Genomic DNA, 16,409 nt, shown 5'->3' with positions numbered 1-16,409 from the left:
GGAACGTTTGGATGTCCATCGGACGTCTGTGAAGTGTGACCCCTTTCGCTGCTATCGATGATGAGATCCGGGACGCGCGGGACCGCGCCAGACGCCGGGACCAGCTCACCCGGCAGCGTGCCACTCTCCTGACTCAGATCGAGGAGGTCCGCGGCATGCTCGCGGATCTGGAGCGGCAGCTCGCCAAGGAGGATCGCGACGTCGCCAAGCTGGAACAGGGCGGCTTCGCCGCTTTCCTGGCGGGCCTGACCGGGAGCAAGGAGGAGCGCCTGGCGCGGGAACGGGTCGAGGCGGTGGCGGCCCGCCAGCGGGTCACCGGTCAGCGCACCCGCCTGGAGTGGCTCACCGGCGATCTGCGAACCACCGACCAGTCCCTCGCGGAGCTCGGCAACCCGCATCACGAGCTGGAGGCGTTGCTCGCCCGCAAGGAACGGATGCTGGTCGACTCGGGCGATCCGCGCGGGCGGGAGCTGGCCGACATCGCGGCCCGGCTGGTGAACGTCAGCGCCGACCTGCGCGAGCACCAGGAGGCCCAGCAGGCCGGGGTCGCCGCGGGCCAGGCGGTCGGCTATGTCCTGCGGCATCTGGGCAGCGCCCGCGGCGCCTCGACCTGGGACATGTTCAGCAACGGCGGCGGCTTCGCCGACATGGTCGAGCACGGGCACCTGCGTCAGGCCGACGAGGCGGCCTGGCACGCGCAGGGCGCGCTCGACCGGTTCTCCCGCGAGCTGGCCGACATCGGCGTCGGCGCCGCGCCCCAGTTGCCGAAGGTGGACACCCGCTGGTTCGCCGACGTCTTCTTCGACAACATCATCACCGACGCCATCAAGCACCAGCGGATCGCCCGTACGGCGGAGGCGGTGCGCGAGGTCGCCGAGTGGGCCGCGGCGATGGTCGACCAGATTTCCGCCCGCTGCGGCGAGCTGACCCGTCAGCAGGAGTCCCTCACGCGGCGGCGCGAGGAGCTCCTGAGCGCCTAGCCGGCCACCCGGACGAAGACGGTCATGCCGCCGTCCGCGCGGCGGCGGACGCTCTTCCCGCCGACCTGCGGGACCGGCTGGCCCCGGCCTTCCGCCTGGCCGAACTGGCCGTCACCGCGCGGGACCCGGTGACGGCCGAGCGGCTGCTCGCCGGGCAAACGCCGCAATGTAGTCGAGCGCTGCTTCAACCAGCTCAAACAGTTCCGCGCCCTGGCCACCCGCTACGACAAGACCGCCACCTCATACACAGCCGTGGTCGCCATCGCAGCGCTCCTGCAGTGGCTCTAACTGATCACTATGACAAGGGAGAGTAGCGATTCACGCCAGGTCCCACAGCAGTCGGTAGTAGGCGATGCGCTCGGGGTCGGGGGCGACGCCGTACGCGTCGTACACGACGCCGTCGTACCCCGGGCCGTAGTTCCACTCCGTGCTCCAGGCGGCGACCGCGAGGTCGGCCCACCGGTCGGCCACGCCCAGCGAGCCGAGGTCGACGTGCCCGGCGAACGTCCCGTCGTCGTGCAGCAGGGTGTTGGGAGCGCAGGCGTCGCCGTGGCAGACGACGAGGCGGTCGACTGCGGGCGGCTCGCCGAGACGCTGCCGGGCCGCCTCGTCGCGACCGCGGAGCCGCCGCTCGATGCCCCAGTCGTACGGGCACTCCTGCACGGGCAGGGTGTCGTGGAGCAGGCGAAGCCCCCGGCCGATCGCCGCCGCGGCGGTGGCGGGATCGGCGGTCCAGCGCGGGTCCACTGCCGAGCGACCGGGAAGCGCCGCCGTGACGAGCCAGGCGCCGTCCGCGTTCGAGCCCCACGCCGGCGCCCGAGGAACGGCGGCCCACCGCCCGGCCCATTCCAGGCGCTCCGCCTCGCCGGGCAGGTCGATCTCCGGGGTGCCGGCGGCGACCCACTTGACGTACCTTGTGCCGCCGTTCGCGTCCTCCAGCCGGAACGTCAGGCCGCCGAGCTGGTTGCGCCACACCGGAGTGACCGTGTCGCCCGCGGCGAGTTCGACGACGGCGCCGGGCACGGCCACCGGCCCGGCCGGGATCGAGGCGAGGGGGGGCCGGCTCATGACCACCATTCTCCGCGAAAAGCAGTGGCAGGGCTGCGACGGCAGGCAGCTCACTTGACCCGTAATCCTGATTGCGGCCGCCACCGGCGCGTCGGCCGCCTCGTCATCGAGCGTCTGCGCACTCGTACGGAGGTGGTGGCCGCAGTGCGCGACCCCGCCCGCGCGCCCAAGGGAGTGCCGGTACGGCGCGGTGAAGCGATGCCGCTTGTACACCGTCAGCCACGGTCCGAAGCGTTCCGGCAGGTCCCGCCATGGCACTCCGGTCCGGGCCCGGTACAGCACGCCGTTGATGACCGTGCGGTGATCGCTCCACCGGCCGCCGCGTGCTCCCGCGGGTGGGAGCAACGGCGTCAGCCGCTCCCACTCCGCGTTGGTTAAGTCTCCTCGGTCTCCCACACCGACCACGGTGAGGGTGAAACCGTGATCACGTCAGGAGATCCAAGAAGCAGGACCTAGCCGGCCGGTCGGGCGAGGCCGGCGAGCACCGCGAGGGTGCGTTCCTGCTCGCGCGCGTCACCGTACGGCGACGCGGCGAACTCGCTGACACCCGCCTCGGCGAGCCGCCGGATCCGGCGGACGACCGCCTGTTCGTCGCCGACGATCACGACGTCTTCCGGGCCGTCCACGCCCTCCCGGTCGAGCACGGCCCGATATTCGGGCACCTGGCCCGCCAGCCCGAACTCCCCGGCGATGCGCCGACGGACGCCCTCCTCGTCATCCGTCACGCAGACGATCAGCCCGGCGACGACGCGGGGGGAGGGGCGCCCGGCGGCGTGGGCCGCCCGCGTGACCGTCGGGACGATGTGACCGGCCAGGGTGCGCGGTCCGGTCATCCAGGTCACGACGCCGTCCGCGTGCTCGCCCGCCAGGCGCAGCATGGCGGGGCCGAGCGCGGCCAGCAGCACGGGCGGCGGCGCGGCGCCGGGAACGTGCACCGCGCCCTCGGCGGTGAACGTCTCGCCCCGATGGCTCACCTGCTCGCCCCTGAGCAGGGGACGGAGCACCGACAGGTATTCGCGCATCCGGGCGACGGGCCGCTCGGCGGAAAGGCCGAACATCGTCCGCGTCATCATCGCGATCCCCACACCGATGCCGAGCGTGAGCCGGTTGCCGGTCGCCGCCTGGACGCTCAGAGCCTGGCTCGCCAGCACCAGCGGATGACGCGCGGGCACCGGCACCACGGAGGAGCCCAGCGCGATGCCCGGCACCTGGGCGCCCGCCACGGCCAGCGCGGTCAGCGCGTCCCATCCGAGCGCCTGGGCCGACCAGGCGGTGGCGAGACCGGCGTCCGCCGCCGCACGCACCTGACCGGCGAACTCCTCCGCCGTCACGGCTCCCCGGACCTCGCCGACGAGAACACCGATCCTCATCGAGCACCTCACCTTCACGATCCCAACCGGAGAGCTTCTCCGGTTGAGGTTGGGCTAGAATACGGAGAACCTCTCCGGATGGCAAGGTAGGGATGACGTGACGACCGAGAGTGCGAGGGCCCGCCGGCGGCGGGCGAACCAGACGCCGGGCGGCGCGGGGTCGCCCATCGCTGCGCCGGCGGGTGACCTGGGCTCGCCGGGCGCTCGGCCGACGAGCGCCGCGGGCGCGCCGGCCGACGCTCCCGGGAGCCGGCGGATGCGGGCCGACGCGCGAGACAACCGCGAACGCGTGCTTCGCGCCGCCAGAGCCGCCTTCGCCGAGCACGGAGCCCAGGCGTCGCTCAACAAGATCGCGCAGGCCGCGGGGGTGGGTCCGGGCACGTTGTATCGCCACTTCCCCACCCTCGGAGCGCTGCTCGTGGCGATCATCGGGGACGACGTGGCGGCGCTGTGCGAGAAGGGACGCGACCTGCTCGGCCACACGTCGTCGGCGGAGGCGCTGCGCACCTGGCTGCGGGCCGTGGCCGAGCACGCTACCGCGATGCGGGGTCTGGTGGCCGCCCGGATGGCCGTACCGCCCGCGCCGGACGCCGACGCGGCGCTCGCGGCGTGTCACGAGCGGATCCGGGCCACCGGCGCCGCCCTGCTCGAACGCGCGCAACGGGAGGGCGCGGTGCCCGGCGACATCGAGATCGCCGACCTGCTCACGCTGGTCAACGCGATCGCGTGGGTCAGCGAGCAGGCCCCGTGTGACGAATATCTGCTTGACCGCCTCCTCGCCCTCGTGCGCGGAATGGAGTCATCGCCCCGAGAGGAGAAGACATGACGAGCACAGTGACGGCGGTGAGCCGCAGCGCCACCCACACCTTCAGCAAGACTCCGCTGGAGTCGATCCGGCTGCTGGCCGGCCTGGGTGTCGAGGGGGACGCCCACGCCGGGGTGACCGTGAAGCACCGGTCGCGGGTCGCCCGCGATCCCAGCCAGCCGAACCTGCGCCAGGTGCACCTGGTCCACGCGGAGCTGCACGACGAACTACGCGAGGCGGGCTTCGCCGTACGGGAGGGGGACATGGGGGAGAACGTCACCACCAGGGGCGTCGATCTGCTCGCGCTGCCCACCGGGACCCGGCTGCACCTGGGCGAGACGGCCGTCGTCGAGGTGACCGGCCTGCGCAACCCGTGCGTGCAGCTCGACGGTTTCCAGGACGGGCTGATGAAGGCCGTGCTTGACCGAGACGAGGAGGGCAACCTGGTGCGCAAGGCCGGGGTCATGGGCATCGTCGTCGCGGGCGGCGAGATCCGGCCCGGCGACCCGATACGGGTCGAGCCGCCGGCCGGACCGCACCAGCCTCTCCGGCCAGTGTGAGCGCCGCGGGCGCCTACCCGCGGGACTGCGCCGCCGCGTTGATCACGTCGTCGAGGACGTCGCGGGAATTGACCAGCTCCGTGATCATGCGGTCGATGCGGTCCCGCTCGGCGACGAGATCGGCGACAAGCCGGGGGGTGGCGACCGCGGAGGGGCCGCCGTCGGCGTCGCGCATGCAGGGCAGCAACTGCGCGATCTTCTTGCTGTGCAGGCCCGCCGCGAACAGTTCCTGGATCCGGATGACGCGATCGACCGCCTGCTCGGGATACTCCCGCTGGCCGCCGGGCGTACGCTCGGCCACCAGCAGCCCCTGCTGCTCGTAATAGCGCAGCGACCGCTCGCTCACCCCGGTGCGTCGTGCCAGCTCGCCGATTCGCATCACATCACCCCCGCGGGCTTGAACCTGACATTGATGTTAGCTTCTACCGTCGGGGCATGGAGAACACGCTCTTCGACTACAGTCCGATCACCGAACGCCCGACGATCAGCTGGCCCGGCGGCGCCAGGGTCGCCGTCTACATCGGCCTCAACGTCGAGCACTTCCTGGTCGACCGCCCGTCCACCAGCATCTGGCCCGGTACGGCCGACCTCGTCCCCGACGCCCTCAACTACGGCTGGCGCGACTACGGGGCCAGGGTCGGCATCTGGCGCGTCGCCGACATCCTGGACCGGCACGGCATCAGGGCCAGCGTCCTGCTCAACTCGGCCGTCGCCGAGCACTACCCGCAGATCATCAAGGCCGGCCTCGACCGCGACTGGGCCTGGCTCCTGCACGGCCGGACCAACTCGGTCCTGCACGCGGGCTTGTCCCTGGAGGAGGAACGTCGTCTCCTCACGGAGATGACCGCCGCCGTCGCCGAGGCCACCGGCCGGCACCCGCGCGGGTGGATGGGCCCCGGTCTGACCGAGACCTTCGACACGCCGGCGCTGCTCGCCGAGCTGGGGTTCGGCTACCTGCTGGACTGGACCAACGACGACCAGCCGTATCCGCTGAACGTCCCCGGGATGATCAGCGTCCCCTACTCGGTCGAGCTCAACGATCTGCTCCTGTTCGACAGGGGCGTCACGGGGCCGGAGTTCGTCCAGATCGTCAGGGACCAGTACGAGCAGCTGCACGCCGACGCCGAACACAGCGGCAGGGTCATGGCCCTGGCCCTGCACCCCTTCGTCATCGGGCAGGCGTTCCGGGCCAAGTATCTCGATCAGGCGCTGGCCTTCCTCGCCGCGCAGCCCGACGTCTGGCTCACCACCAGCGACGACATCGCGGCGCACTACCAGCACACGATCGGCCGGCCCGCGTAGAGGGCCCGGCACGGACGCGCCGGCCGGGCCGACGCCCTCCCGTGGACCGGCCTCAGCGGACGCGGGCCGGCCTCAGTGGGTGCGATCCGGTCTCAGTGGGTGTGGCCCGGCTCGTCGTGATCGTGATCGTGATCGTGGTCATGGTCGTCCTCGTCCTCCAGGACGCCTTCCGACGGCTCCACGCCGAGCATCGCCTCTCGCGGCTCGACCTCGGCGACGTGCTCGACCAGGCCCAGCACGTGGTCGGGCTCGATCAGCCACTGCAGGGCCGCCGCACCCGTCTCGTCGGAGTTGACCAGCTCGATCTGCTCCTGACGCTCGGCGTCGTCCAGCTCGGCCTGGGGGTCGCGGATCTCGGCGAGCGCCGCGGCCTGCAGCGCGTCGACATCGAGGACCTCGACCACCAGGTCGACGGTGAGCCGCAGGTAGCGACCGGTGTCCGTTCCATCGCTCATGGTGGTGATCCTATCGGCAAGCCGTCACGGCAGTTTCCACTCGACCGGCGCCCCGCCCTGCTGCTCCAGCAGGGCGTTGGCCCGGCTGAACGGGCGGGAGCCGAAGAACCCGCTGCGCGCCGACAGCGGGCTGGGGTGGGCCGACTCGATGCACGGTACGTCGCCCAGCATGGGCCGCAGGTTGCGGGCGTCGCGGCCCCACAGGATCGCCACGAGCGGCCCGCCCCGCTCGACCAGCGCCTTGATGGCCTGCTCGGTCACCTCTTCCCAGCCCTTGCCCCGGTGGGAGGCGGGCTTGCCCGGCATCACCGTCAGCACCCTGTTGAGCAGGAGCACGCCCTGCTCGGTCCACGGGGTGAGGTCGCCGTTCGAGGGCGGCGTGGGGTGGCCGAGGTCGGCCATGTACTCCTTGAAGATGTTGACCAGGCTGCCCGGAAGCGGCCGTACGTCGGGGGCCACGGAGAAGCTCAGCCCGACCGGGTGTCCGGGGGTGGGGTAGGGATCCTGGCCGACGATCAGCACCCGGACCTCGCTCAGCGGCTGCTGGAACGCGCGGAGAACGTTGTCCCCCGCCGGGAGGTACTGGCGGCCTTCCGCGATCTCCTGCCTGAGGAAGTCGCCCATGGCGGCGATCCGCCCGGCCACGGGTGCGAGGGCCTCGGCCCACCCGGCTTCCACGAGTTCGTGCAACGGACGTCCTGACATGTCCGCGCACTCTATCGGCTTTTCGGCCTCCGTACGGCCCGGCGGCGGAAAGATCGGATGCCCGCTTACCCCCGTGAAGCGGGCATCCGACGTCCTTCCGGCACGGCTCGTCACACACGGGACATTTCCCGTGTCGGCCGTGCTGATACCGGAGGCCCCGGACGATCCGGGGCCTCCGGCCGGGTCACTTGACCGAGCCGGCGAGCATGCCCTGCACGAAATACCGCTGGAAGGCGAAGAACAGCACCAGCGGGATGATGAGGGACAGGAACGCGCCCGGCGCGAGGATGTCCACGTTCGTGCCGAACTGCCGCATCTGGGATTGCAGCGCCTTCGTCATCGGCTGGTTCTCGGTGTCGGCGAACACCAGCGCGACGAGCAGGTCGTTCCACACCCACAGGAACTGGAAGATTCCGAGCGACGCGATCGCGGGCTTGGCCAGCGGGAACACCACGGTGGCGAAGATCCGCCACTCCGGCGCGCCGTCCATCCGCGCCGCCTCGAGCAGCTCGCGCGGAATGCCCACGAAGAAGTTGCGCAGCAGGAAGATGGCGAACGGCAGGCCGAACGCCACGTGGAACAGCACGACCCCGAGGATCGAGCCGAAGATTCCGAGGAATCCGTACAGCTTGGCGATGGGGATCAGCGCGATCTGCACCGGGACGACCAGCAGGGCGATGACCACGAGGAACACCAGGTCCCTGCCGGGGAACTCGATCCAGGCGAAGGCGTACGCCGCCATGGCCGCGATGCCGATCACCAGCAGCGTCGCCGGCACCGTGATGAGGACGGTGTTCCAGAACGACGAGCCGAAGCCCGACGCGAGCAGGTTCGAGTAGTTGTCGAACGTGAGCTGCGCGGGTTTGGTGAACAGCGTCCACCAGCCGGAGGAGTTGTTGTCGGTCTCGCCGCGCAGCGAGACGACGAGCAGCCCGAGAGTCGGGAGCAGCCAGAAGAGCGCGACCAGGATCATGAAGACCTGGGCCAGGCCGCCGCCGAGGCGGTCGACGGCCCGGCCGAGGACGCCGCGCTCGATCGCCTGCGCGTGCCGGGGTTCGGCCAGGGTCGTCATCCCTCGTCCCTCCTGAACCGGCGGATGTTGAAGATCATGAAGGGCACCACCAGCACGAGCAGGAAGATCGACAATGCGCTGCCCATGCCCTGGTTGCCGCCGCCGCCGAACGACACGCGCCACATCTCCAGCGCGATCACGTTGGCCTGCGGCTGCACCGAGCCCGGGGCGATGATGAACACCAGGTCGAAGACCTTCAGCACATTGATGATCATGGTGACGAAGACGACGAGCAGCACCGGCGACAGCAGCGGCACGGTGATCCGGCGGAACACCTGCCACTCGGTCGCGCCGTCGATCCTGGCCGCCTCGAGGGCGTCACGGGGGATCGCCGACAACCCGGCCGCGATCAGCACCATCGCGAACCCGGCCCACACCCAGATGTACGCGCCGATGATCGCCGGAGTGATCAGCGACGGGCCCAGCCAGGTGAGCCCGTTGAAGGGCGCGGTGAAGTTCGACTGCGGCAGCCGTACGACGTAGGAGCCGGAGGGGAGGCCGGAGAAGCGGAACGTGCCGTCGGCGGCCGTCTCGGTCGTCGCCTTGACCGCGCCGCCGGAGACCGCCTCGACGGTGATGCCGCCCAGGCCCTTCTCCTGCGGGTCGATCTGGTTCAGCGTGCCTCCGCCGCCGCGGACGACGTCGAGCCAGACCGTGCCACTCAGGCCGTCGCCGGCGGCGGGGGCGGCCTTGGCGGGCGCGGCGTCCTTCACGGTGTCCTGGCTCAGGCCGACGAGCGGGATCAGCACCGGAGTGCCCGCCTGCACCTGCTGCCTCGTCACCACGGCGCCGCCCTGCGCGACCGCGGGCGCCTGGTCGTTCTCCCGTGGCCGGGCCCCGGGGTAGCCCGCGCTTGAGGAGAACGCGTCGTGGACGGTCGTGATGATGGCGTTGGCCACGCCCTTGTCCGGGTCCTGCTCGTACACCAGGCGGAAGATGACCCCGGCGGCGAGCAGGGAGACGGCCATCGGCATGAACAGCACCAGCTTGAACGCCGTGGCCCAGCGGATGCGCTCGGTGAGCACCGCGAAGATCAGGCCGAGCGCGGTGACGATGATCGGGGCCACCACGACCCAGATGATGTTGTTCCTGATCGTGGTGAGCGTCGAGGAGTCGGTGAAGATCGACAGGTAGTTGCCCAGTCCGACGAAGCGGTCGCCGGTCGCGTCGTACAGGCTGCGCCAGATCGAGTAGACGATCGGGTAGATCACCCACGCGGCGAGCAGCAGCAGCGCGGGCAGCAGGAACATCACCGCCAGTCTCGGCGACGGGCCGAGACGTACGGGCGCCTTCGCCGCGCCCGCCGTGGCGACCGCGCCGGGCGGGGCCGCCGTCGCGTACCCCGCCGCCGCCGGACCCGCCGGCGGCTCCTCGGAAGCGGTCAGGGAGTCCGAGGCGGCCGGGGTGTCGACGTCGGTGTCGACGTCGGTGTCGGAGTCGGAGCCGGAGAGGGCAGTTCCCGGCTGGGGGGAGTCGGAGGACGGATCTGCGGGGGTTTCGAGCGGGCCGGAGGAGGCCCCGGCGGCGGATTCTCCGCCGCCGGCGGCCTGCGGGCCGTCCAACCGTTCGGTCACGGCCGTCCTTCCTTTACTTCTTGAAGGCCTTGGCGGCGTCCGCCTCGAGCTTCTCCTGCGCGCCCTTCACGTCGGAGGGGTTGCGGAGGAAGTCCTGCAGGTCCTTCCACTCGCCCTTGCCGTCGGTGCCGCCGAAGGCGCTGGGCGCGAGGTCGGACATGTCGTAGCGCACCGACTCACCGGCCGAGATGATCGTCTGGGCGAGCTGCTTGGTCAGCTCGTCGGGGTAGTTGTCGGGGGAGACGTTGCGGTTGGGGGACAGGTAGCCGGGCTGCTTGGCCCAGACCTCGCCGCCCTCCTTGGACGCCAGGTACTCCACCAGCGCCTGCGCGCCCTTGTTGTCCTTCATCACCACGGCGACGTCGCCGCCGAGGATGACCGGAGCGGTGTCGCCGGCCTTCGGGAACGGCATGATCTTGGCTTCCTCGCCGACCTTGGCGCCCGACTGGCCCAGGGAGGCGGCGACGAAGTCGGCCTCGATGACCATGGCGGCCTTCTTCTGGGCGTACACCTGCGTGACGCAGGTCGGGAAGTCGGTCTGCAGCGCGCCCGACGAGCCGCCGAGCATGAACTCCTTCTTGCCGAAGATCTGCGCCAGCTTCTCCAGCGCGGTCTTGACCGAGGCGTCGGTCCACGGGATCTCGTGCTTGGAGAGCTTGTCGTAGTTCTCCGGGCCCGCGGTGGACAGGTAGACGTTCTCGAACAGGTCGGTCAGCGTCCAGCCGGAGGCGGCGCACAGCGCGAACGGCGAGACGCCGGAGTCGGACAGCGTCTGGGCGTTCTTGATCAGGTCGTCCCAGGTGGACGCGGGCTGCGCGCCGGCGTCGTCGTAGGCCGACTGGCGGTACCAGACGAGGGACTTGTGCGCCGCCTTGACGAGCACGCCGTACACCTGGCCCTTGGCGGAGCCGAGCTCCTTCCAGTACGGGGTGTAGTTCTGGTCGATCTGCGCCTGCACCTCGGCGGACAGCGGCTTGAGCGCGTTCTCGTCGGCGTACTGCTGCACCAGGCCCGGCTGCGGCAGGATCGCGACGTCCGGAGGGTTGCCGCCCTGGATGCGGGGGCCGAGGTAGGCGCCGGTGTCCTCACCGGTGGAGGCGTAGGTGACCTTGGCGCCGGTCTTCTCCTCGAACGCCTTGAGCACCTTCTCGAAGTTGGCCTGCTCGTCGCCGGTCCACTTCGCGGCGACCTCGACCTTCACACCCTCCAGCGGCTTGGCGGCGCCGCCGCCGGCGGCCGGGGCGCTGCCCGAGGCCGCGGGCGTGCTGCCGGAGTCGCTGCCGCACGCGGCGGCGGCGGCCAGAGCGAGGCACGCGACCATGATGGGGGGGAGTTTGCGCATATCTATCCTCCGAACTGGATGACCTCGCCGAGCCCCTGTTTCAGGTCGGCGACGGTCTCGTCTACGGGTTTGTCGAGGGTGAGCGCGCCGGAGACGGCGCTGGAGATCAGCAGGCTGACCTGGTTGTAGTCGGCGGTGACCGGCCTGGGCCGGGCCGAGACGATCGCCTCCTTGAGCGCGGGCAGATAGGGGAAGCGCTCGATGAGCGCCGGGTCGTCGTACAGCTCCGCCCACACCGGCGGGAACGAGCCCTCGGTGAGCACGAGCCGCTCGTTGTCGAGCCCGGTGAAGTAGCGGATGAAGTCGAGCGCCGACTTCTGCCGCTTCGAGAAGGCGCTGATGGCGAGGTTGTAGCCGCCCAGGGAGCTCGACCCGGGCCCGTTCAGGCCGGGCAGCCGGGCGACCGAGAACTTCCCGGCCAGTTTCGAGTGGGCGGCCGGTCCGTACGCGTGGGGCCAGTTGCGGGCGAACAGCAGCCGCCCCTCCTGGAAGGCGAGCCGGGACTCCTCCTCCTTGTACGTCAGCGCCTCACGGGGGATCCACCCCTCCTTGACGCCGCCGGCGAGGAAGTCGAGCGCGGCCCGCGCGCTGCCGAGGTCCATCGTGACCGTGCGGGCGTCCGGGCTGAGGATCGACCCGCCCGCCGACTGGACGGCCTCGGCGAAGTTGACGGTCAGCCCCTCGTACGGCAGGAACTGCCCGGCATATCCCCCGATGTGATACTTCGCGCTCAGGCGGGAGGCCTGCTCGCGCAGCTCCGCCCAGGTCTTGGGCGGCTTGAGATGCTCCTTCTTCAGGATGTCCGACCGGTAGTAGAGCAGGCCGGCGTTGCTGGTGTACGGCGCGGCCCATAGCCTGTCGCGGTAGATGGCGGTGTCCGCGACGCCCTTGAGCAGCTTGTCCAGGGGGAACAGGCTGCGGTCGAGCGGCGCGATCCAGCCCGCGTCGGCGAACTCCGCCGTCCAGATCACGTCGAGCGCGAGCACGTCGTAGACGTCGTTGTGCGCCTGCAGGTTGGCCACCATCTGGGCGCGCTGCTCGTCGGCCGCCTCGGGCAGCTCGAGCAGCGACACCGGCTCGTCCGGGTGCGCCTGGTTCCACCGGTCCAGCAGCGGGCGGAGGTACGCGGTGGTGTCCCTGCCGATCGCCAGTGTGATCGGCCCGGTGCCGTCGCTGCCCACCGCGGACTCGGCGCCGGTGTCGGCAAGCCCTGCGCACCCGGCGACCAGGAAGGTAGCCAGGACGGCGACGGCTCGGCGAACCATGTGGCCTCCGCGTGAAAAGCCGGTTACATACGTGTTAGGTAGGTGCATGCATGTTATGCATAGCGATAATGTGAGCGTCAACGGATGAGCTCGTAACGCTCCGATAACTGCTCGACATGGCTGGGGGGTGGGCGCGTGCGGCAGTCGCTGCTGGCGCTCCTTGCGAAGGAACCTGCCCACGGATACGAGCTGAAACAGGCACTCGAAACGATCTTCGGTGGCGCCTACCCGTCGCCCAACATCGGCCAGATCTACGTGACCCTGGGCCGGCTGGAGAAGGACGGGTACGTCCGGGCGGTCGACGTCGAGCAGGCCAACCGGCCGAACAAGAAGGTCTACTACATCACCGCCACCGGCAGGGAGGCGCTGGAGACCTGGGTCGAGGAGCCCACCGAGGGCCCCCGGGTGCGTGACGAGTTCTTCATGAAGCTCGTGCTGGCGCCGATGACCGGGCTGTCCGACCGCATGGCTTTGGTGAACCGGCAGCGACGGCACTACCTTGCGCTCATGAGGGACCTTCGCGAGCTGGCCGAGCGCACCGACCCGGCCAACCGCGTCGCGCTGCTGCTCATCGAGGGAGCCATGCTCCACCTGCAGGCCGACCTCGACTGGCTCGAACGCTGCCAGGAGGACCTGCCATGAGCGAGCGGAGCGAGCGAATCGGTGAGCACGGGGCGTTTCGCGAATGCGACCCCGAGCCGCCAGGCGAGGGGGTGGCATGAGCGAGCGGAGCGAGCGAATCGGTAAGCACGGGGCGTTTCGCGAATGCGACCCCGAGCCGCCAGGCGAGGGGGTGGCATGAGCGAGCGCGCCGACGCTCCCGTCGTACGGGCCGTCAACGTGGTGAAGATCTACCAGACGGGCGGGCTGCCCGTGCCCGCCGTACGCGGGGTCGACCTGACCGTCGAGGCGGGCGAGTTCGTCGCCATCATGGGCCCGTCCGGGTCGGGCAAGTCCACCCTCGTCCACATGCTCGGCGGCCTGGACACGCGCACCAGCGGCGAGATCTGGCTGGACGGCAGGCGGGCGGACACGCTCTCGGAGAGCGGGTGGGCGGTGCTCCGCCGGCAGAAGATCGGCTTCGTCTTCCAGTTCTTCAACCTGGTCGCCAACATGACCGTTGCCGACAACGTCGAGCTTCCCGCGCTGCTGGGCGGCGTCTCGCCCCGGCAGGCCAGGGAACGGCGCGAGTATCTCCTCGGCGAGCTCGGCCTGGCCGACCGCGCCGAGGCGTCGCCCGCGCAGCTCAGCGGGGGCGAGCAGCAGCGGGTCGCGCTGGCCCGCGCGCTCGCGAACCAGCCCCGGCTGCTGCTCGCGGATGAGCCGACCGGCAACCTCGACAGCCGCAACACCCGCGACGTGCTGCGCCTGCTCGGCCAGGTGCACGGGCAGGGCCAGACGATCGTGCTGGTCACCCACGACGCGCGAGTGGCGAGCATGGCCGACCGCGTCGTCAGCCTGCTCGACGGCCAGATCGTCGACGACGGCGCGATCCCGAAGTCGCGCCGGCGCCCTTTGGGAGCGGCCGGAGACGTCGTGGAGCTGCGCAGTTGAGACCGTCCGGCCACCAGGCTCCCCCGGCCGCAGGTGCGAAGAGTCCGGAAAGCCCGGACCGGCGCGAGGGGGCCGCTTGATCACGACGAGGACCGCGGAGCTGCGGTGGATCCGCGCGGACCTGCGGGCGCGCCGGGCCCAGGCCGCGCTGACGGTCCTCGCGGTGGCGGGGATCGTCACCGCCCTGATCATCGCGGCCACGCTGCTCGAGGACGGCACCAACCCCTGGCGCGGCCTGTTCGAGCGCAGCAACAGCGCGCACATCTGGATCCACAGCAAGGACGTCCCCGACGTGTCCGCGCTGCGCCGTCTGAACGGCGTGACCGACGTCGCCGGACCCTACCGCAGCGCGCCCGCCACGCTGGTCACCCGCGGCCGGCGGGTGCCGATCACTTTGCAGGAGACGCCGGCGGCCTTCCCCGCCGTGGCCCGCCCGCTCCTGCGCGAGGGGCGCTGGCTCGACGTGCGCACCCCGAACGGCGTGGTCGTCGAACGGTCGTTCGCCCGCGCTCTCGGCCTGCGGCCGGGCAGCCCGTTCACCGTGACCGGACTGAACGGCGCGACCCACTCGCTGACCGTCGCCGGGCTGGCGGAGAGCGGGGACCAGGGGTTCTATCCGGAGTGGACCCCGGGCCTGGCCTGGACGCTCGCGCAGACGCTGAACGTGGTCGAGCCCGCGCCCGGCCGCACCGAGACCGTGACCGGGCTACGGCTGGCCGACCCCGCTACCACCGATCTCGTCGTCCAGAGGGCCGTCTTCACCATGCGCAACCAGGTGCAGCGGGTGACGACCTGGCGCGAGGTGCGGGCCTCGATGGAACTCGACAACCGGCTGCTCGGCCTGCTGCTCGCGCTGTTCGGCGGCGCGGGCCTGGTCGCCGCCGCGCTGGCGCTCGCCAACGCCGCCGGAGGCCGGGTGCTGATGCAGTTGCGCGACATCGCCACGCTCAAGTCGCTCGGGTTCACCCGGGGCCAGGTGGTCCGGATGCTCGTCGCCGAGCACGGCACGCTCGGGTTGCTCGGCATCGCCATCGGCGCGGTCGCCGCCCGGCTGATCACGGCGTACGCCCTGGGGGAGACGGTCGTCGTGCCGCTGTCGGCCGGCCCGCTCGGCGCGATCATCGTGGGGACGTCGCTGACGGTGCTGGTCGCGGTGCTGATCCCGGCCTGGCGCGGCGGGCGCACCCCGCCGATCCCGGCCGCCCCGGCGGGGCCGCCGCGCGGGCACCTGTCGCGGCTCGCCCGGGTGGCCCTGCTCGTACGGCTGCCGCCCGCGCTCGTCCTCGGCGCCAGGGACGCCTTCACCCGCAGGACGCCCGCCGCGCTCACGGTGTGCGGCGTCGCCATCCCGATGATGATGATCACGATAGGGCTCGGCTGCTGGACGACCCTGGACGACTTCATCCGCCACCCCGAGAGCGTGGGTCAGGCGGCGGCGCTGACCGTGCGGCCGGGCGAGCTGACCGCCGAGGAGGCGCGCCAGCGCGCGATGGCCGACCAGGACGTGGTCGCGGCCTACCCCGGCGCCGAGCTCGACGCGCTCGTCCCCTGGCAGACCAGGACCGTGCGGACCAGGGCCCTCGGCCTGTCCTCCGACCCGTACCCCTTCCCGGTCGTCGAGGGCCGGATGTTCGCCGACCGGGGCGAGGCGGTCGCCGGGCAGGGCCTGCTCGACCTCCTCGGCGTACGGATCGGCGACCGGGTCCGCATGACGATCGGGGGCACCCCGCTGATCGTGCGGATCGTGGGCCGGGTGGTCGAGCCCGAGCAGGACGGCGAGGTGCTGTCGTTCGGGGTGGACAGCCTGGCGGCCAAGGACGCGCTGCCGCCCCAGTTCTACGCCTTGGTGCTGCGGCCCGGCGCCGACGCGGCCCAGGTGCGCGCCCGCCTGCAGGGGCAGGGGCTGGAGGTGGCCCAGGCCGTCAACCCGGCCGACCGGCTCGCGGTCATCCGCGTGATCATCGTCGCGCTGGTCGCCGTGCTGGCCCTGATCGGGCTGGCCAGCCTGCTGACGGCGAGCGCGCTCGGGCTGCGCGACCACGTCTTCGACCTGGCCGTGCTCAAGGCGATGGGCCTGACTCCCCGCCAGGTGATGGCCACGCTGGTCACCGCCACCGGCCTGCCCGCGGCGGTGGGGGTCGTGCTGGGGGCCGCGGCGGGGGCGGCGTGGTCGCGGTGGCTGATCGACCTGGAGGGCCGCGGCAGCGGCGTCGGCGCCGGCATCGGCCGCGCCCCGACACCCGGCGTGCTCGCCGCGACCCTGCTGATCGCGATCGGCGCCGCGTTGCTGGTGGCGCTGATCCCCGCCAGGCGGGCGGCGCGGGCGCAGGTGCCCGTCACCGCCCGCTGAGGGAACG

At 71.5% G+C, this 16,409-nt stretch carries 17 protein-coding genes and 2 pseudogenes; 8 read left to right on the top strand and 11 right to left on the bottom strand.

Annotation, left to right across the window (positions count from 1 at the left end; all coding sequences use genetic code 11):
• Positions 1-155 precede the first annotated feature (155 nt).
• A complete protein-coding gene (locus tag ABZ860_RS25190) occupies positions 156-980 on the top strand; it encodes a hypothetical protein (protein ID WP_357224423.1) in 825 nt (274 codons plus the stop codon).
• On the opposite strand, the gene ABZ860_RS25185 is transcribed toward ABZ860_RS25190, so the two are convergent.
• On the bottom strand, positions 977-1,138 hold the full coding sequence (locus ABZ860_RS25185) for a hypothetical protein (RefSeq protein ID WP_357224422.1): 162 nt from the start codon (positions 1,136-1,138) through the stop codon (positions 977-979). The two genes, ABZ860_RS25190 and ABZ860_RS25185, sit on opposite strands and share 4 nt — an antisense overlap.
• A 4-nt stretch (positions 1,139-1,142) precedes the next feature.
• Between ABZ860_RS25185 and ABZ860_RS25180 the strand changes: the two are divergent.
• Positions 1,143-1,268, top strand: a pseudogene (locus ABZ860_RS25180) (transposase); the annotation flags it as partial.
• A gap of 30 nt (positions 1,269-1,298) precedes the next feature.
• On the opposite strand, the gene ABZ860_RS25175 reads toward ABZ860_RS25180, so the two are convergent.
• The 3 genes and pseudogenes from ABZ860_RS25175 to ABZ860_RS25165 all read right to left on the bottom strand — a co-directional run bounded on the left by ABZ860_RS25175 (position 1,299) and on the right by ABZ860_RS25165 (position 3,418).
• Positions 1,299-2,048, bottom strand: a complete 750-nt coding sequence (locus ABZ860_RS25175; protein WP_357224522.1) for an aminoglycoside 3'-phosphotransferase — start codon at positions 2,046-2,048, stop codon at positions 1,299-1,301.
• Between the two features lie 195 nt (positions 2,049-2,243).
• A pseudogene (locus ABZ860_RS25170) lies at positions 2,244-2,444 on the bottom strand (transposase); the annotation flags it as partial.
• Positions 2,445-2,500: 56 nt separating this feature from the next.
• Positions 2,501-3,418, bottom strand: coding sequence for a TIGR03564 family F420-dependent LLM class oxidoreductase (locus ABZ860_RS25165; RefSeq protein WP_357224419.1), 918 nt, complete (start codon positions 3,416-3,418; stop codon positions 2,501-2,503).
• A 97-nt stretch (positions 3,419-3,515) separates the two neighbouring features.
• On the opposite strand from ABZ860_RS25165, the gene ABZ860_RS25160 reads away from it, so the two are divergent.
• Together ABZ860_RS25160 and ABZ860_RS25155 are read left to right on the top strand one after the other, a co-directional pair.
• Positions 3,516-4,244: a TetR/AcrR family transcriptional regulator gene (locus ABZ860_RS25160; RefSeq protein ID WP_357224417.1), complete on the top strand. Its 729-nt coding sequence runs from the start codon at positions 3,516-3,518 to the stop codon at positions 4,242-4,244.
• On the top strand, positions 4,241-4,783 hold the full coding sequence (locus ABZ860_RS25155; protein ID WP_357224414.1) for an MOSC domain-containing protein: 543 nt from the start codon (positions 4,241-4,243) through the stop codon (positions 4,781-4,783). The genes ABZ860_RS25160 and ABZ860_RS25155 overlap by 4 nt, the downstream gene beginning before the upstream one ends.
• A 13-nt stretch (positions 4,784-4,796) precedes the next feature.
• Here the strand turns inward: ABZ860_RS25155 and ABZ860_RS25150 are convergent, their stop codons facing one another.
• The gene (locus ABZ860_RS25150; RefSeq protein WP_357224412.1) at positions 4,797-5,162 is read right to left on the bottom strand and encodes a MerR family transcriptional regulator; all 366 of its coding nucleotides are present in this window, start codon (positions 5,160-5,162) and stop codon (positions 4,797-4,799) included.
• 56 nt (positions 5,163-5,218) lie between these two features.
• On the opposite strand from ABZ860_RS25150, the gene ABZ860_RS25145 reads away from it, so the two are divergent.
• Positions 5,219-6,085, top strand: coding sequence for a polysaccharide deacetylase family protein (locus tag ABZ860_RS25145; RefSeq protein WP_357224410.1), 867 nt, complete (start codon positions 5,219-5,221; stop codon positions 6,083-6,085).
• Positions 6,086-6,177: 92 nt separating this feature from the next.
• Here ABZ860_RS25145 and ABZ860_RS25140 read toward each other — a convergent pair whose 3' ends face one another.
• The 6 genes from ABZ860_RS25140 to ABZ860_RS25115 all read right to left on the bottom strand — a co-directional run bounded on the left by ABZ860_RS25140 (position 6,178) and on the right by ABZ860_RS25115 (position 12,498).
• Positions 6,178-6,540, bottom strand: coding sequence for a hypothetical protein (locus tag ABZ860_RS25140; protein WP_357224407.1), 363 nt, complete (start codon positions 6,538-6,540; stop codon positions 6,178-6,180).
• A 24-nt stretch (positions 6,541-6,564) separates the two neighbouring features.
• A complete protein-coding gene (locus ABZ860_RS25135) occupies positions 6,565-7,245 on the bottom strand; it encodes a uracil-DNA glycosylase (RefSeq protein ID WP_030510529.1) in 681 nt (226 codons plus the stop codon).
• A gap of 184 nt (positions 7,246-7,429) precedes the next feature.
• Positions 7,430-8,317 (bottom strand): carbohydrate ABC transporter permease, encoded by an 888-nt coding sequence (locus ABZ860_RS25130; protein WP_357224405.1) that lies wholly within the window; start codon positions 8,315-8,317, stop codon positions 7,430-7,432.
• Positions 8,314-9,567 carry an ABC transporter permease subunit gene (locus ABZ860_RS25125; RefSeq protein WP_357224519.1) on the bottom strand — a complete coding sequence of 418 codons (1,254 nt, stop codon included), beginning with the start codon at positions 9,565-9,567 and terminating at the stop codon, positions 8,314-8,316. Before ABZ860_RS25125 ends, ABZ860_RS25130 begins: the two co-directional genes overlap by 4 nt.
• A 337-nt stretch (positions 9,568-9,904) precedes the next feature.
• Complete coding sequence (locus ABZ860_RS25120; RefSeq protein ID WP_357224404.1) at positions 9,905-11,233, bottom strand: ABC transporter substrate-binding protein; 1,329 nt, start codon at positions 11,231-11,233, stop codon at positions 9,905-9,907.
• Between the two features lie 2 nt (positions 11,234-11,235).
• Positions 11,236-12,498 carry an ABC transporter substrate-binding protein gene (locus ABZ860_RS25115; protein ID WP_357224402.1) on the bottom strand — a complete coding sequence of 421 codons (1,263 nt, stop codon included), beginning with the start codon at positions 12,496-12,498 and terminating at the stop codon, positions 11,236-11,238.
• A gap of 135 nt (positions 12,499-12,633) precedes the next feature.
• Between ABZ860_RS25115 and ABZ860_RS25110 the strand changes: the two genes are divergently transcribed.
• The 3 genes from ABZ860_RS25110 to ABZ860_RS25100 all read left to right on the top strand — a co-directional run bounded on the left by ABZ860_RS25110 (position 12,634) and on the right by ABZ860_RS25100 (position 16,402).
• Positions 12,634-13,140 carry a PadR family transcriptional regulator gene (locus ABZ860_RS25110; protein ID WP_357224399.1) on the top strand — a complete coding sequence of 169 codons (507 nt, stop codon included), beginning with the start codon at positions 12,634-12,636 and terminating at the stop codon, positions 13,138-13,140.
• 156 nt (positions 13,141-13,296) lie between these two features.
• The gene (locus ABZ860_RS25105) at positions 13,297-14,052 is read left to right on the top strand and encodes an ABC transporter ATP-binding protein (protein WP_357224398.1); all 756 of its coding nucleotides are present in this window, start codon (positions 13,297-13,299) and stop codon (positions 14,050-14,052) included.
• Positions 14,053-14,128: 76 nt separating this feature from the next.
• Positions 14,129-16,402 (top strand): FtsX-like permease family protein, encoded by a 2,274-nt coding sequence (locus tag ABZ860_RS25100; protein ID WP_357224397.1) that lies wholly within the window; start codon positions 14,129-14,131, stop codon positions 16,400-16,402.
• The last annotated feature ends 7 nt before the right edge of the window (positions 16,403-16,409 follow it).

Origin of the sequence: Microbispora sp. NPDC046973 (genome assembly GCF_040644495.1) — a bacterium.
GTDB lineage: Bacteria > Actinomycetota > Actinomycetes > Streptosporangiales > Streptosporangiaceae > Microbispora.
The sequence above is the reverse complement of the archived record's forward strand: the minus strand, read 5'-3'. Positions and strand labels throughout refer to the sequence as shown.

Coding starts and splice junctions, on each gene's coding strand:
- ABZ860_RS25190 (WP_357224423.1), top strand. CDS start 156: ATGCTCGCGGATCTGGAGCGGCAGCTCGCCAAGGAGGATCGCGACGTC.
- ABZ860_RS25175 (WP_357224522.1), bottom strand. CDS start 2,048: ATGAGCCGGCCCCCCCTCGCCTCGATCCCGGCCGGGCCGGTGGCCGTG.
- ABZ860_RS25165 (WP_357224419.1), bottom strand. CDS start 3,418: ATGAGGATCGGTGTTCTCGTCGGCGAGGTCCGGGGAGCCGTGACGGCG.
- ABZ860_RS25155 (WP_357224414.1), top strand. CDS start 4,241: ATGACGAGCACAGTGACGGCGGTGAGCCGCAGCGCCACCCACACCTTC.
- ABZ860_RS25150 (WP_357224412.1), bottom strand. CDS start 5,162: ATGCGAATCGGCGAGCTGGCACGACGCACCGGGGTGAGCGAGCGGTCG.
- ABZ860_RS25145 (WP_357224410.1), top strand. CDS start 5,219: ATGGAGAACACGCTCTTCGACTACAGTCCGATCACCGAACGCCCGACG.
- ABZ860_RS25140 (WP_357224407.1), bottom strand. CDS start 6,540: ATGAGCGATGGAACGGACACCGGTCGCTACCTGCGGCTCACCGTCGAC.
- ABZ860_RS25135 (WP_030510529.1), bottom strand. CDS start 7,245: ATGTCAGGACGTCCGTTGCACGAACTCGTGGAAGCCGGGTGGGCCGAG.
- ABZ860_RS25130 (WP_357224405.1), bottom strand. CDS start 8,317: ATGACGACCCTGGCCGAACCCCGGCACGCGCAGGCGATCGAGCGCGGC.
- ABZ860_RS25125 (WP_357224519.1), bottom strand. CDS start 9,567: ATGTTCCTGCTGCCCGCGCTGCTGCTGCTCGCCGCGTGGGTGATCTAC.
- ABZ860_RS25120 (WP_357224404.1), bottom strand. CDS start 11,233: ATGCGCAAACTCCCCCCCATCATGGTCGCGTGCCTCGCTCTGGCCGCC.
- ABZ860_RS25115 (WP_357224402.1), bottom strand. CDS start 12,498: ATGGTTCGCCGAGCCGTCGCCGTCCTGGCTACCTTCCTGGTCGCCGGG.
- ABZ860_RS25105 (WP_357224398.1), top strand. CDS start 13,297: ATGAGCGAGCGCGCCGACGCTCCCGTCGTACGGGCCGTCAACGTGGTG.